This is a genomic window from Bacillus haynesii (assembly GCF_001969855.1).
Classification (GTDB): Bacteria; Bacillota; Bacilli; order Bacillales; family Bacillaceae; genus Bacillus; species Bacillus haynesii.
In genome coordinates, this window is record NZ_MRBL01000017.1 from 202,095 (window position 1) to 217,091 (window position 14,997).

At 46.6% G+C, this 14,997-nt stretch carries 12 protein-coding genes; 10 read left to right on the top strand and 2 right to left on the bottom strand.

Annotated elements, in window-relative coordinates:
* Window positions 1–37: 37 nt before the first annotated feature.
* Window positions 38–1,243, bottom strand: a complete 1,206-nt coding sequence (locus BTA31_RS16025; protein ID WP_076793148.1) for a nitrate/nitrite transporter — start codon at window positions 1,241–1,243, stop codon at window positions 38–40.
* A gap of 450 nt (window positions 1,244–1,693) precedes the next feature.
* On the opposite strand from BTA31_RS16025, the gene BTA31_RS16030 reads away from it, so the two are divergent.
* The 3 genes from BTA31_RS16030 to BTA31_RS16040 all read left to right on the top strand — a co-directional run bounded on the left by BTA31_RS16030 (window position 1,694) and on the right by BTA31_RS16040 (window position 5,073).
* The gene (locus BTA31_RS16030) at window positions 1,694–2,653 is read left to right on the top strand and encodes an L-lactate dehydrogenase (protein ID WP_043925463.1); all 960 of its coding nucleotides are present in this window, start codon (window positions 1,694–1,696) and stop codon (window positions 2,651–2,653) included.
* A gap of 49 nt (window positions 2,654–2,702) precedes the next feature.
* On the top strand, window positions 2,703–4,325 hold the full coding sequence (locus BTA31_RS16035) for an L-lactate permease (RefSeq protein ID WP_076793163.1): 1,623 nt from the start codon (window positions 2,703–2,705) through the stop codon (window positions 4,323–4,325).
* Window positions 4,326–4,434: 109 nt separating this feature from the next.
* Window positions 4,435–5,073, top strand: a complete 639-nt coding sequence (locus BTA31_RS16040) for a LysE family translocator (RefSeq protein WP_043925481.1) — start codon at window positions 4,435–4,437, stop codon at window positions 5,071–5,073.
* Here the strand turns inward: BTA31_RS16040 and BTA31_RS16045 are convergent, their stop codons facing one another.
* Window positions 5,074–6,408 carry an amino acid permease gene (locus BTA31_RS16045; RefSeq protein WP_076793149.1) on the bottom strand — a complete coding sequence of 445 codons (1,335 nt, stop codon included), beginning with the start codon at window positions 6,406–6,408 and terminating at the stop codon, window positions 5,074–5,076.
* 166 nt (window positions 6,409–6,574) lie between these two features.
* Here BTA31_RS16045 and nadE point away from each other — a divergent pair, with 166 nt between their 5' ends.
* The 7 genes from nadE to BTA31_RS16085 all read left to right on the top strand — a co-directional run bounded on the left by nadE (window position 6,575) and on the right by BTA31_RS16085 (window position 14,943).
* Complete coding sequence (gene nadE / locus BTA31_RS16050; RefSeq protein ID WP_043925461.1) at window positions 6,575–7,393, top strand: ammonia-dependent NAD(+) synthetase; 819 nt, start codon at window positions 6,575–6,577, stop codon at window positions 7,391–7,393.
* 122 nt (window positions 7,394–7,515) lie between these two features.
* Window positions 7,516–8,049 carry a shikimate kinase gene (locus tag BTA31_RS16055; protein ID WP_076793150.1) on the top strand — a complete coding sequence of 178 codons (534 nt, stop codon included), beginning with the start codon at window positions 7,516–7,518 and terminating at the stop codon, window positions 8,047–8,049.
* A 282-nt stretch (window positions 8,050–8,331) separates the two neighbouring features.
* Complete coding sequence (locus tag BTA31_RS16060; RefSeq protein WP_076793151.1) at window positions 8,332–9,102, top strand: nucleotidyltransferase domain-containing protein; 771 nt, start codon at window positions 8,332–8,334, stop codon at window positions 9,100–9,102.
* Between the two features lie 369 nt (window positions 9,103–9,471).
* Window positions 9,472–10,383 carry a proline dehydrogenase family protein gene (locus tag BTA31_RS16070; protein WP_193427261.1) on the top strand — a complete coding sequence of 304 codons (912 nt, stop codon included), beginning with the start codon at window positions 9,472–9,474 and terminating at the stop codon, window positions 10,381–10,383.
* Between the two features lie 23 nt (window positions 10,384–10,406).
* Window positions 10,407–11,957: an L-glutamate gamma-semialdehyde dehydrogenase gene (gene pruA, locus BTA31_RS16075; protein ID WP_076793154.1), complete on the top strand. Its 1,551-nt coding sequence runs from the start codon at window positions 10,407–10,409 to the stop codon at window positions 11,955–11,957.
* A 130-nt stretch (window positions 11,958–12,087) separates the two neighbouring features.
* Window positions 12,088–13,536 (top strand): sodium/proline symporter PutP, encoded by a 1,449-nt coding sequence (gene putP, locus BTA31_RS16080; RefSeq protein ID WP_076793155.1) that lies wholly within the window; start codon window positions 12,088–12,090, stop codon window positions 13,534–13,536.
* 162 nt (window positions 13,537–13,698) lie between these two features.
* Entirely contained in the window at window positions 13,699–14,943 is a 1,245-nt protein-coding gene (locus BTA31_RS16085; RefSeq protein ID WP_043925455.1) for a PucR family transcriptional regulator, read from the top strand.
* Window positions 14,944–14,997 lie beyond the last annotated feature (54 nt).

Genomic DNA, 14,997 nt, shown 5'->3' on the forward strand with positions numbered 1-14,997 from the left:
ATAAAAAACCGCCCGAAAAGAATCGGGCGGCTCCCCCTTAAATCCGGATTGATTTCTCCTCGGCTTTCCACTGTTTTTTCCATCCGGACTGAGCAAACAAAAGCAGTCCGAGTGCCAAAAATGCGATAACGGTAAAGGTGAGGAATCCGCTTGAATACGTACCTGTGATTTGCTTCAGCGTTCCGAGAATATTCGGGAGGAAGAATCCGCCGATTCCCCCCGCAGCGCCGACGATCCCTGTCACCATCCCGATCTCTTGTTGAAATCGCTGCGGCACAAGCTGGAATATCGCGCCGTTTCCCATTCCGAGGCAGCCCATGCCGATAAATAATGCGGCCGTCACAACGCCAAGAGACGGGAGCATGCTGACCGAGAACATGCACAGAGCCACTCCGATAAAGAGGAATTGCAGCAGACGCACGCCGCCGATTTTATCGGCAATCAACCCGCCGACAGGGCGGAGGCAGCTTCCGGATGCAACGACAAGCGTGACAAATTCGCCGGCTCTTACCGCCGGAACGGCATACTGGGATGCAAAAAAGTAGCTTAAAAAGTTGGACAAGCCGACAAAACCCCCGAATGTCACGCTGTAGAGGAGGCAAAAATACCAAGTGTCCCTTTCTTTGAAAACGGCAAAATAGTCTTTGAGCGGTTTAGGCGCCGGCTGATTCGGAGGTTCTTTTGCCATAAGGAAATAGCTGAATAACACGAGGGTTAAAGGAATCAGCGCCAGTCCCATGACGCCGTTCCAGCCCACTTGCTCCGCAAGGCGAGGGCCGAATAGCGTAGCAAGCAGTGTTCCGCTGTTTCCCGCCCCGGCGATCCCCATGGCAAGACCTTGCAAGTGCGGCGGATACCAGCGGCTCGCCATAGGAAGGGATGCGGAAAAGCTTGCGCCTGCCACACCGAGTAAAATTCCGATGATATACAGCTCGGCGACCGATGAACCGAACTGCCACCCCCATATCAGCGGAATCATCGTCACCAGCATTCCGCCAATGGCCGTCTTTTTCGGTCCGAAACGGTCGGTTAAAATGCCGAGTACAATCCGGAAAAACGATCCGGCCAAAGTAGGTATGGCGACGATCAATCCGACCTGAGAAGGCGATAAATCAAAATCAGCCGTAACATAAACACCAAGCGCCCCAAGCAACACCCAAATCATAAAGCTGACATCGAAATATAAAAAAGATGACAACAAGGAAGGCGCGTGTCCGCTCTTCCTCAAATCCGCCAATTTCAATTGCAACACTCCCCATCCGATAGATTCTAGAATTTATCATGACAAAATTGATTAGGGTTGGCAGTATTTTTGTAAGCTTTACTAACAAACTAAAAGAGTGAATATTTAAAATGTTAATTTGGATAGCACCATAGCCGGCGATGATTGAATTCTGCTGAAGGTTTGAGGTGTTATGACTGCTGAAAATGGGAAAGTTATATTGGTATGGGCCTGATGCACTCGCAGATAAAGCCGTCTTTTGCAACACGTTTATCAATTTTTCTTTAGCCACAGGGCATGTTTTTACCAGAAAATGTACAAATTAAAGGAAGAAATATGTGGAGACACAAAATAGACATAAATAAAAATGTATATCACTTGAAAAAGTATGTGAAGTATTGCACAATATGAATGTGAAGAGTTTCACAAACAGCTTAGATTTTAAAACAAACGGCAAAGGAATGATGAGTCATGAGAAACCAAAAAGTCAACCGTACAGTATTGATCGGCGCGGGTTTTGTTGGAAGCAGTTATGCATTTACGTTAATTAACCAAGGTATCACAGACGAACTTGTGATCATTGATTTAAATAAAGACAAAGCAATGGGCGATGTTATGGATTTAAACCACGGTAAAGCATTTGCCCCGCATCCTGTGAAAACATGGTACGGCACATATGATGACTGCAAAGACGCCGATATTGTCTGCGTATGCGCCGGAGCGAACCAAAAGCCGGGTGAAACCCGCCTGGATCTCGTCGAAAAAAACTTGAGAATTTTCAAAGGAATCATCGGAGAAGTCATGGCCAGCGGTTTTGACGGCATCTTCCTCGTCGCTACAAACCCGGTCGACATCTTGACATATGCGACTTGGAAATTCAGCGGCCTACCGAAAGAACGCGTCATCGGAAGCGGCACAACGCTTGACACTGCCCGTTTCCGCTACTTGCTCAGCGAGTATTTCGGTGTCGCTGCCCACAATGCGCACGGCTATATTATTGGTGAACACGGAGATACGGAGCTGCCTGTCTGGAGCCATGCGAATATCGGCGGAGTTCCCGTCAGCGACTTGCTGAAAAGAGATGAGAAATACAAAGCGGAAGATCTTGATGAACTGTTTGACAATGTAAAAAACGCCGCTTACCACATTATTGAGAAAAAAGGTGCGACATACTACGGAGTTGCTATGAGCCTCGCGCGTATTACGAAAGCGATTTACCGCAATGAAGAAGCGATTTTGACTGTGAGCGCTCATCTTGATGGTGAATTTGGAGAAAATGATGTTTATATCGGAGTTCCGGCGATTGTCGGCCGATGTGGAGCGAGGGAAATTGTTGAGCTCGACCTGAATGAAAAGGAAAAACAACAATTCAAGCATAGCGCAGGAGTGTTAAAAGCAATTTTAGAACCGCATTTTGAACTGCAGGCGTAACTGAACATCATGAAGATACTAACATCATGAAGATTGCGAGATGATGAAAATGTGGCAGCAAATATACGATCCGTTTGGGAATCTGTTCATCAGTGCTTTTGCCGCCATTCTGCCGATTCTTTTCTTTCTCCTTGCACTGACCGTGTTGAAGATGAAAGGAATCATCGCGTCATTTTTGACGCTGGCGGTCAGCTTTATAGCAGCGGTGTTCTTTTTTCACATGCCGGCTGCGAAAGCTGTCTCCGCCGTTTTACTTGGAATTGCAAACGGCCTTTGGCCGATCGGATATATTGTCCTGATGGCTGTATGGCTTTACAAAATTTCTGTTAAAACCGGAAAGTTTAAAGTAATCAGAGCAAGCATTGCCGGGATTTCGTCTGACCAGCGGCTTCAGTTATTGCTGATCGGGTTCAGTTTTAACGCCTTTTTGGAAGGCGCGGCAGGCTTCGGTGTGCCGATTGCGATCAGCGCCGTTCTTCTTGTCGAGCTTGGTTTTAAACCTTTGAAAGCGGCATCCCTATGTTTAATAGCGAATGCGGCATCCGGAGCCTTTGGAGCCATCGGAATTCCGGTGATCACAGGAGCGCAGATGGGAGGCTTGACACCGGTTGAGCTTTCCAGAACGCTCGCTTTGATGCTGCCGGTCATCGCTTTCTTTGTCCCATTCCTGCTCGTTTTCATATTGGACGGGTTTAAAGGAATAAGGGAAACGCTGCCGGCTCTTCTCGTATTAAGCGGAAGCTATACGGCGGTGCAGACTTTAACGATGATTGGATTGGGGCCGGAGCTTGCTGACATTTTGGCCGCTTTAATCAGCATGGGAGCGCTGGCGCTGTTTTTGAAAAAGTGGCAGCCGCGTCACATTTACAGGGAAACCGGGAATGAACATGAACCCGCTGAAAAATATCATGCAGCAGACATTATGAAAGCCTGGTCTCCGTTTTATATCTTGACCGCCGTCATTGCGGTGTGGAGCCTGCCCGGCTTCAAAGGGCTTTTTCAGGAAGGCGGATTGCTGAAGCAAACGACGATTTTATTCAACATGCCTTTTCTTCACCGGGAAGTGCTGAAAACGCCGCCGATATCCCCGGAACCGGCACCGCTTGATGCCGTGATGAAGCTTGACCTCATTTCAGCGACGGGTACGGCGATACTGATCGCCGTGATCATCACGATTGTACTGAGCCGAAACATCAGTTTCCGCGGAGGACTCTCCAGTTTGAAAGAGACGGTCAAGGAACTGTGGCTTCCCGTTCTCACCATTTGCTTTGTGATGGGTTTTGCAAACTTGGCCAATTATGCCGGATTGAGTTCAACCATCGGACTGGCGCTTGCCAAAGCAGGGGATATTTTTCCGTTCGTCAGTCCCGTATTGGGCTGGATCGGTGTCTTTATCACAGGTTCAGTCGTCAGCAACAATGCATTATTCGGCCATCTGCAAGCTGTCACCGGAGCGCAAATCGGGACAAGTTCAGCTTTGCTGCTTGCCGCCAATACTGCGGGAGGCGTGATGGCCAAGCTGATCTCACCGCAGTCGATTGCGATTGCAACAGCCGCGGTTCAAGAGACAGGGCAGGAATCAAAACTTTTCAGCCAAACCGTTAAATACAGCTTGGTCCTGCTTTTCATCATTTGCATTTGGACGTTTGCGCTTTCAAAGCTTGGCATATAAAGAAGAGCCTTTTCCCGCAATGGGAAAAGGCTTTTTAAGCTGTTTGTTCTATCATGTCCTCTTTTTGAATACATTGTACAAGTTATCCGCGGAAGGGGGACGAGATATGATAAACATCTTCCTGAGTTATGTGTTTTTGGGCTTGTCATTGGCCGCACCTGTCGGCCCTGTGAATGCGGCGCAGATCGACAGGGGCATGAAAGGCGGATTCTTTCATGCCTGGCTGTTTGGACTTGGTGCTGTGACGGCGGATGTCTTATATATGGCTTTAATCTACTTTGGAGTCGCTCAATTTTTGACAGCGCCATTCTTAAAAACGTTTTTATGGCTGTTTGGTTTTTTTGTTTTGACCTATACGGGGATCGAGAGTCTGGTCAAGGCGAAGGAAGTATCGCTGATGAGAGGTGCGGGAGAGAAAGGGTCATACCGCAAATCTTTTTTGTCGGGGCTGGTGATCTCCCTTTCAAACCCGTTAAGCATCATGTTCTGGCTCGGTATTTACGGAAGCATTTTGGCGAAAACGGTAGAGACGTACGAATCATACCAGCTGCTGATCTGCAGTTCAGGCATTTTAATCGGACTTTTTCTGTGGGACTTGGCCATGTCTTTTCTTGCAGGGACATTCAGAACATTTTTAAGCCCGCGGATGATCCAGGCAACGACTTGGCTTGCGGGCATCAGTCTGATTGTTTTCGGCTGTTACTTCGGCTATCAGGGGATGCTCGAACTGCTGACGGCGGGGCGCTGATCATGTCTGCCCGCTTTTCTCTTCTTGATGCGCCCACCTTTTTTTCATCAGCATCGTCACAGCAGCAATAACGGCAAGAAACAGAAGGCTCACAAAAAAACCGGGCCTGCTGTTTTTTTCAAATAACGTACCCGAAACGGCAAATAAAATCAGGACGAGCGCTGTGACAATCTGGACATCCCCTTTCATTTTCGGTTTTGTGAGCTTTTTGCTGGAAAACAGGATGAACATCCAGTTATAGAGCAGCATTAAGCTGGCGGCCGTCGTCATGTGTTCATAAAGCTGCTTCGGCAAAAGCAGCGACAGGACGATGGAAGCAGCGAGAACGAGCACTGTCAGGCCGAGTGCCGGCCACGATACTTTTGCCTTTTCTTTTTTCGCAAAACACGCGGGAGCATCACCGTTTTTCGCCATTGTTCCCATCAGTGTGGTGACAGCAAACAATGAAGCGGTCAGCGTCGAAAAACCGGCGATAATAAAAATGCCGTTGAAAATATCCATGATCAAATCGAGATGAAAGTCTTTTAATGACGTAATAAACGGGCTGTTCTGTTCGGTAAATGTCCCGCGGGGTACAAGGAGCATGGCCAGCCCAATCGATGCGACGTAGATCACAGCAAGGGTTATGAGCATCAGGCTGCCTGACTTTGATGAATCTTTCGGGTCTTTTAAGTGAATCGCCATCAGACCCATGACTTCGATTCCTCCATAGGCGTAAAATGTGTAAATCAACCCTGTCCACAATCCCATGAAGCCGAAAGGAAACAATTCGTGAACCCGGTCAGGGAACTGTACTTCAGGTGTTTTTCCGGGCAGCAGCCCGCACAATGCCAAGACAGCGATGATGATAAACATTAAAATGGCCGCCGTTTTCAACACGGCCAATATGTTTTCCGTTTTTTCAAAACTGCTGCGCCCTGTGAAGATGACGATCAGTCCGAGAATCGCATAAATGGAAGCGAACACCCATAGCGGAATCTGGTTAAACCAATGGCGCGTAAACAGGGAAATCGCCGTCAACTGGCTCCCGATGATCAGCATTTCCGATGACCAGTAGACCCAGCCATTGCTAAACCCCGCCCAATTGCCGAAGGCCTCTCTGGCGTAAGAACAAAAAGACCCTTCAACAGGATGATCTGCCGTTAATTTCGCCAGCTGCTGAAAGACAAGAAAAGTGCCAAGGGCAGCAAGAAGAAAGGCGGCCAATACGGAAAAGCCGCTTTTCTTAATGGCGATGCTTGAGCCGAGAAAAAAACCTGTTCCAATTGTGCAGCCGACCCCGATCATGGACAGCTGCCACCATTTTAAATCTCCTTTTTTCGCTTGCTGTTTCATCGTTTCAACCCCTCTAATCTTCTTGTTATTTTGCCAGGGGGCACTGTTTTTATTCGCGAAGGGGGGAGGTTCTTTGCGCACCTCAATATTCACTTTGAAATGAGACATATGCTATAGTTAAAGACATAATCATTACGGTTCATTCAGTCAAAAGGAGGAATGACGGATGACTTTACAAGAAAAAATCATGCAGGAACTGAATGTAAAGCCTTCTATCGAACCGAAACAGGAAATTGAAAAAAGGGTCGGTTTTTTAAAAAGCTATTTGAAAAAAACGGGTGCCAAAGGCTTTGTTTTAGGCATCAGCGGAGGACAGGACTCCACATTGGCGGGCAGGCTTGCCCAGCTGGCTGTTGAAGAATTGAGAGAAGAAGGCGTTCAGGCGGAATTTATTGCGGTCCGCTTGCCTTACGGTGTTCAGCAGGATGAAGATGACGCCCAGCTGGCGCTGAAATTTATCAAGCCGGACAAGTCTTTTGCTTTTGACATTGCTTCAACTGTAGGCTCATTTGCTGCTCAATATCAGTCAGTCACGGGAGAGGCGCTTGCCGATTTTCACAAAGGCAATGTAAAAGCAAGAGTCCGGATGATCACCCAATATGCGATCGGGGGTCAAAATCAGCTGCTGGTGATCGGCACAGATCATGCTGCAGAAGCTGTTACCGGATTTTTCACGAAATACGGAGACGGGGGCGCGGACCTTTTGCCGCTTACAGGCCTGACAAAACGCCAGGGCAGAAGCCTGCTGGAAGAGCTGGGAGCACCGGAGCGGCTTTATACGAAGTCCCCGACCGCTGATTTGCTTGATGAAAAACCTCAGCAATCCGATGAAAAAGAGCTCGGCCTGACGTATGATAACATCGACGACTACCTTGAAGGAAAAGCCGTCTCCAGCGAGGTGGCTGAGGCCATCGAAAAACGCTATAAGGCATCCGAGCACAAACGCCAAGTCCCTGCTTCAATGTTTGACGAGTGGTGGAAATAAGCAAAAAAGAGGCTGACTTCAGCCTCTTTTTTTATTAACAGGCACCCTATATCATTACAGATGGATTTGTCATATACTTAAGATATTTGATTCCTTTATGCAAGGAGGAGTAGAAGCTGGAAATGAATGCCTCAATGAGAGATAAAAATATTGTGCTGATCGGGTTTATGGGCGTCGGGAAAACAACCATCGGTCAGCTTGTGTCAAAGAAATTAGGCCGCGACTTTATCGATATTGACCACGAGATCGAAAAAGACTTTCAAATGACCATTCCGGAGATGTTTCAGCAAAAAGGGGAAGCGTTCTTCAGACAGACTGAAAAAGAATATATTTTTCAGATGTGCGAACATACAATGGGCAACATCGTATCTTTAGGGGGCGGCGCTTTTCAACAGGAGGAAATCAGAAAGAAGTGCCTCGAACACTGCTTCGTCATCTTTCTTGATTTAACATGGGAGAATTGGAAGCAGCGGATGGATCTCTTGATTGAAAACAGGCCGGTTCTTCATAACCGTACAATCGAAGAAATGAAACAGCTGTTCAATGAGAGAAAGAGCATCTATGCATTCCACCACTTAAAAGTGGAAACAGATAACCGGTCTGCCGAAGAAACGGCTGACTATATTGTGGAGATGCTAAAGCTTGGTCAATCTTAAACAAACGTTTAATTAAGCTGTTTAAATATACCGGAATAAGAAAAGAGCCAATGATCTGTCTGGTCATTGGCTCTTTTCGTGAATACCGGATTTTTCGGTCTTGTTTAACCGTTTGTCCATTTGATACAGTATAGGGGCTTAGGATGGGCATCACGTTTCGCCCCGCCGCCACTTCCCTGGATGAGATTTTTTCTTGCTCTGCGGCCGCGAAAAAGTCGCTTATTGCCAGAGCGGACACTATAATATAAATAATAGAAACGATAGACTGGCGGTGCACTTATCATGAAACAGCGAATTCAAGAAGAACTGAAAAACATTGAAGCAACATATGGTGTTAAAATCCTCTATGCGGTTGAATCGGGCAGCAGGGCATGGGGCTTTCCCTCACAGGATAGTGATTACGACGTCAGATTTATTTATATTCATCAAAAAGACTGGTATCTGTCAATTGATGCAAAGCGCGATGTGATTGAACTGCCGATTGACGATTCTCTCGATATCAGCGGCTGGGAGCTGACAAAAGCGTTAAGGCTGTTCCGGAAATCAAACCCTCCGCTTCTTGAATGGCTCTCTTCGGGAACCGTTTATTATGAGGCCTATTCGCTGGCAGAAAAAATGAGGCAGCTCAAAAGCCGAGCCTTTTCTCCCGTCTCCTGCATGTACCATTATCTCAATATGGCCTCGGGAAATTTCCGAGACTACCTGAAGCGGGAAGAAGTGAAAATCAAAAAATATTTTTATGTACTCCGCCCGATTCTGGCATGCCAGTGGATCGAAAGCCGCCGGACGGTTCCTCCGATTGAATTTCAAGTTTTGCTTGACGAACTTACGGAAGACGGACCGCTGAAAACGGAAATCCAGCAGCTGCTTGAAAGGAAAAAGAAAGGCGAGGAGTTCAATCTTGAACCTCAAAATCCCATTCTCCACGCATTTATTGAGCGTGAATTGGAGAGGCTTCAGACGGTTGCCAAAGCATATAAAACGGATCATGAAGATCTGACGCAGGAGCTTGACCGGCTGTTTAGAGAAACGCTAGACGAGGTGTGGGCATAACATGATATTCCCTTTAAGTATTCTTAAAGGGTTTTTTCTTTGCATTCATAGGGAAATAGTTGAGTATAACAGAAAGCGTTTTCAAATAAAGCGGCGCGGAACGGCAGAAAGGGCATTCGCAAAAACGGGTTCGCCGAAAACGCATCCTGTTCTTTACCGAAGTTTCTTCTGATTCTATTGTCGTATACCAACCAAGTTTTAGGAAGAAAGTTTCTGAAAAAATCCCAGCAGATGTAAAACATTGTGGGAAAACCACAAAAATCGTCAGCTTTTTTGTTTTTTCGAAATATTGTGAATCGACCCTTGGCTCTTATAAAATTAAGAATATAAAGAAATATTTCATGAGATGGCGGGGTGTGAGTAATGGAAGTGATAACAAGAGACTTTTTCCTATTCTTATCTAAGAGCAGCATCCTGAATCGCCTGGCGAGAAATTGGGGGAGTTCCGTCGCGACCGGAAAAATTATCGGAGGAAAAGATTTTGAAGCTTCAATTCCGATTATTAAGGGGCTGAACGAACAAGGATTGACTGTAACAGTTGATCATTTGGGCGAATTTGTAGACAGCAGGGAAGTCGCAAGGGAGCGCACGCAGGAATGCATTCGGGCCATTCAGCTGATTGCTCAGGAACAGCTTAATTCACATGTTTCATTAAAGATGACGTCACTGGGGCTCGATATTGACCTTGACCTTGTCAGGGATAATATGACCAGCATTCTGGAATGTGCCGAACAGCACCAAGTGATGGTCACAATCGATATGGAAGATGAAGTGCGCTGCCAAAATACGCTGGACCTCTTTAAGGAGTTCAGGCAGAAATACGAGTATGTCAGCACTGTCCTGCAAGCCTATTTGTACCGGACCGAACAGGATTTGGAGGAGCTCAATCCGTATAATCCGTTTTTCCGTCTTGTGAAGGGAGCTTATAAAGAATCGCCGCAAGTGGCGTTTCCTGACAAAAAAGATGTGGATGAGAATTACAAAAAGCTCATTAAAAAGCAGCTGCTGAGCGGCCATTACACAGCCATCGCAACTCATGACGACAAGATGATTGATTACACCAAAGAAATTGCGAAAGAGCATCAAATCGGCAAGGACCGCTTCGAGTTTCAAATGCTGTACGGGATGCGCAACAAAACTCAGCTGGAACTGGTGAAGGAAGGCTACAATATGCGCGTGTATCTTCCTTACGGAGACGACTGGTACGGTTACTTTATGAGACGGCTTGCCGAGCGGCCTGCCAACATCGCTTTTGCGTTTAAAGGCATGACGAAGAAATAAAACGATAAAAAGGGGAGATTAGCATGACAACACCTTACAAACACGAACCATTTACAAATTTCGGGATCGAAGAAAACCGGAAGGCATTCGAAAAAGCTCTGGAAACGGTAAATAACGAATGGCTGGGTCAGTCCTATCCTCTTGTTATCGATGGAGAAAGGTATGAAACGGAAGACAAGATCGTATCGATCAACCCTGCAAACAAAGAAGAAGTTGTAGGCACAGTATCGAAGGCTACTCAGGATCATGCGGAAAAGGCCATTCAGGCGGCTGCGAAAGCGTTTGAAACTTGGAGATATACAGATCCTGAAGAAAGAGCGGCTGTTTTATTCCGCGCGGCTGCCAATGTGCGCCGCAAAAAGCATGAGTTTTCTGCGCTTCTAGTCAAAGAAGCAGGGAAACCTTGGAATGAAGCGGATGCGGATACGGCAGAAGCGATTGATTTTATGGAATACTATGCGCGGCAAATGATTGAGCTTGCGAAAGGAAAGCCGGTTAACAGCCGTGAAGGAGAACGAAATCAATATGTGTACACACCGACTGGTGTAACGGTAGTGATACCGCCGTGGAACTTCCTGTTCGCGATCATGGCCGGAACGACGGTTGCGCCGATCGTGACAGGAAACACGGTTGTTCTGAAGCCTGCAAGCGCAGCGCCTGTCATTGCTGCCAAGTTCGTTGAAGTGCTTGAAGAAAGCGGACTTCCAAAAGGAGTAGTCAACTTCGTCCCTGGAAGCGGAGCTGAAGTCGGGGATTACTTGGTGGATCATCCGAAAACAAGCATCATTACGTTTACAGGTTCAAGGGAAGTCGGTACGCGCATTTTTGAGCGCGCAGCGAAGGTTCAGCCTGGTCAGACACACTTAAAACAAGTGATTGCTGAGATGGGCGGAAAAGATACGGTTGTCGTTGATGAAGACTGCGATATTGAATTGGCTGCACAATCAATTTTCACATCTGCTTTCGGTTTTGCAGGCCAAAAATGTTCAGCAGGTTCACGGGCTGTTGTGCATGAAAAGGTATATGACGAAGTATTGAAGCGCGTGATCGAAATTACGGAGTCCAAGAAAGTCGGAGAGCCTGACAGTGCGGACGTTTACATGGGACCTGTCATCGACCAGGCATCGTTTAATAAAATCATGGACTATATCGAAATCGGAAAAGAAGAAGGCCGCTTAGTCAGCGGAGGAAAAGGCGATGATTCAAAAGGCTACTTCATCGATCCGACGATCTTTGCCGATCTAGATCCGAAAGCCCGGTTAATGCAGGAAGAAATTTTCGGACCTGTTGTTGCTTTCTCAAAAGTCAGCAACTTTGATGAGGCGCTGGAAGTTGCCAACAACACCGAATACGGCCTGACAGGCGCGGTCATTACGAAAAACCGCGATCATATCAACAGAGCAAAACAAGAATTCCATGTCGGAAATCTGTATTTCAACCGCAACTGTACAGGGGCGATCGTCGGCTACCATCCGTTTGGCGGTTTCAAAATGTCGGGAACCGATTCTAAAGCGGGCGGACCTGATTATCTTGCGCTTCACATGCAGGCGAAAACGATCAGCGAAACGTTTTAAGGTGTAAGAAAAGGGGTTAAACAGGGGGACGAAGGCAGCCTATGAAAGGCTGCCTTCAAAAAAAGAGAAATTAGTCTAAAAATTTAGATAAACGGCATCTTGGGGGGAGATTCTTATTCAGAACGTACAATTGATCATTTCCATCGTGATTTACATGGTAGGGATGCTTTATATTGGGTATTACGCTTACAAACGGACAGCAAACCTCTCAGACTATATGCTTGGCGGACGGACGCTCGGGCCTGCTGTCACGGCGCTTAGCGCCGGCGCATCAGACATGAGCGGCTGGCTTTTGATGGGGCTGCCGGGCGCCATGTTTGCAACAGGCCTGAGCGGTTCATGGATTGTCATCGGCCTTGTACTCGGCGCATGGGCGAACTGGATTTTTGTGGCGCCGCGCTTGAGATCATACACAGAGGTAGCAGGCAATTCAATCACCATCCCTGCATTTTTAGAAAACCGCTTTCATGACAAATCAAAGATCCTGAGAATATTTTCCGGAGTCGTCATTATTACCTTTTTTACGTTTTATGTATCATCAGGAATGGTTTCCGGCGGCGTTTTATTTAACAGCATGTTTAATTTGGATTACCATACAGGGCTGTGGATCATTTCGGGTGTCGTCGTGGCTTACACGCTTTTCGGCGGGTTTTTGGCAGTCAGTTGGACGGACTTTGTCCAGGGCATCATTATGTTTGTCGCGTTAATTCTTGTTCCGATTGTGACGGTCATTCAGACGGGAGGACCTGGAGAAGCCTTCAGCGAAATCCAGTCGATCGATCCAAACCTCCTCAATATTTTTAAAGGAACGAGTGTCCTCGGCACCATCTCCTTGTTCGCATGGGGCCTCGGCTACTTTGGACAGCCTCACATTATCGTGCGTTTTATGGCGATATCCTCTGTCAAGGAAACGAAGAAAGCGCGCCGGATCGGTATGGGATGGATGATCTTTTCAAGTGCGGGCGCACTGCTGACCGGATTGCTCGGTATTGCTTATTACTCAAAGAACGGGCTTCACTTGGATGATCCGGAAACCATCTTCATTCAATTGGGGAACATCCTGTTTCACCCTCTGATCACAGGATTTTTAATCTCGGCGATTTTAGCAGCGGTTATGAGTACAATTTCCTCCCAGCTGCTTGTTACCTCAAGTTCACTAACTGAAGATTTATACAAAACACTATTTAAACGCTCTGCATCTGACAAAGAACTTGTCTTTTTCGGACGGCTTTCGGTTTTGGCGGTTTCCATTGTCGGACTCTGTCTCGCCTGGACAAAAAATAATACGATTCTCGGTCTTGTCAGCTATGCTTGGGCGGGTTTCGGCGCGTCGTTCGGCCCTGTGATCATTTTAAGTTTGTTTTGGAAGAGGATGACAAAATGGGGGGCGCTTGCCGGAATGGTTGCCGGAGCGGCTACCGTCATCATTTGGGCGGAAGCCGGGCTTTCGGATGTTCTTTATGAAATGATTCCGGGCTTTGGCGCCAGCTTGCTGTTTGTGTTTGTCGTCAGTCTATTGACGTCAAAACCGGAGCAGCAAGTGCTTGATGAATTCGAGCAATACAAACAAACACTGTAACGATGATGGAGATGGGGAACCATTCTCCGTCTCTCTTTTTATAGGCCTTCTCCCCCCCTTCTAACAGGGGATTGATCCCATTTTTTTAAAAGTCGCATATAAGTCTATACAAGAGTGTAAAGGAGAAGTATGATTAAGTTAAAAACGAGTAGGAGAAAGGATATGGAAGAGCTATTAGAACAAGTTGTTTCTCTTTCAAACATTAATGAGATCATTGACTTTATCAGCGGCGAGCTGAAAAAGCCGGTCATACTGGAAAGCGCAGATTTTTTCTTATTAGCTTACAACTCCTATTATATTAACCATTTTGATGCAGCAAACCAGCAAACGATTTTCTCCAAAAAATGTCCGCTGCCGATCTTTGAAAAATTCGTCGAAGAAGGCATTATTGATCAATTGAAAACGACTCCGACTCCTTTTCGGGTAAAACAGATTGAAGAAATCGGCTTAAACCAGCGGGTTGTCGTCAGCGCCAAGCATAAAGACGAAATAATGGGCTATATCTGGGTGCAGGAGATTGAAGACAACCTGTCTGATGAAGAACTTGATTTCTTATACAAAGCTTCCTTTCATGTCGGGAAGGTCATTTATAAGAAAAAACGCCTCAAACAAGAAAAAGAAGAACAGGCGGAAGAGCTTTACAAAAAGGCAATTAACGATCAGTTTCAAACGGAAAAAGAGCTGAAAGCCGCCGCCGATAAAGCAAGCGTTTTCCTGCCGGCCGTGTTTACGGTCATGGTGCTTCAAGTCGTTGACGGGGAGGATGAACTGCTCGAAGATCTGAAGGAAACGATCCGGTCTTATTTAAACCTGAAAGACAACATCAGTCACGTATTGGAGGATCATTCGAATATCGCCATCATTGTCGGCAGTGTGTCGCGCAAGCGTTCCGCGCTGGCCGCGGCCTCAGAACTGATCAACCGTCTGTTGACCCATCTGCGCTCACAAATGCTGCCCCTTATTTTGATCGGGGTCGGCAATGAGTACAGCAGCCTGCTGTCTCTTGGCAGAAGCTACAGAGAGGCGCTCCAAGTGACGAAAGCAGCGGAAATCACGGGAAGCCAGGAACACATTCCCTATGAATACCAAAAGCTCGGGCTTTTCAAATATCTTGACCAAATCGCCGCAAAAAACGAACATCTGCAATATGTAAACCCGGACCTTCAGCTGCTGAAAGAAAAAGATAAAGAAAGCCACACCGAATTTTTAAGAACGCTTGAAATCTATCTCGTCAACAACTGCAAGGTCAAGCCATCCGCAGAACAGCTGTTTATTCACCAAAACACGCTCAACTACCGCATTAAACAAATATTAGAAATGACATCGATCGATCTCAATGATTTTAATACAAGATGTCAATTGTTTATCGATTTAATGCTGATGAAGAAAGCAGGCTACAAATCGTAAACAGGAAAAGAAAAGCCGGCACATGAAGTGCCGGCTTCAGACCGTTGACAAAAT

Bases quoted from the DNA above. Each gene is read 5' to 3' on its own strand.
- BTA31_RS16030 (WP_043925463.1), top strand. From the start codon at position 1,694: ATGAGAAACCAAAAAGTCAACCGTACAGTATTGATCGGCGCGGGTTTT.
- BTA31_RS16035 (WP_076793163.1), top strand. From the start codon at position 2,703: ATGTGGCAGCAAATATACGATCCGTTTGGGAATCTGTTCATCAGTGCT.
- BTA31_RS16045 (WP_076793149.1), bottom strand. From the start codon at position 6,408: ATGAAACAGCAAGCGAAAAAAGGAGATTTAAAATGGTGGCAGCTGTCC.
- nadE (WP_043925461.1), top strand. From the start codon at position 6,575: ATGACTTTACAAGAAAAAATCATGCAGGAACTGAATGTAAAGCCTTCT.
- BTA31_RS16055 (WP_076793150.1), top strand. From the start codon at position 7,516: ATGAATGCCTCAATGAGAGATAAAAATATTGTGCTGATCGGGTTTATG.
- BTA31_RS16060 (WP_076793151.1), top strand. From the start codon at position 8,332: ATGAAACAGCGAATTCAAGAAGAACTGAAAAACATTGAAGCAACATAT.
- pruA (WP_076793154.1), top strand. From the start codon at position 10,407: ATGACAACACCTTACAAACACGAACCATTTACAAATTTCGGGATCGAA.
- BTA31_RS16085 (WP_043925455.1), top strand. From the start codon at position 13,699: ATGGAAGAGCTATTAGAACAAGTTGTTTCTCTTTCAAACATTAATGAG.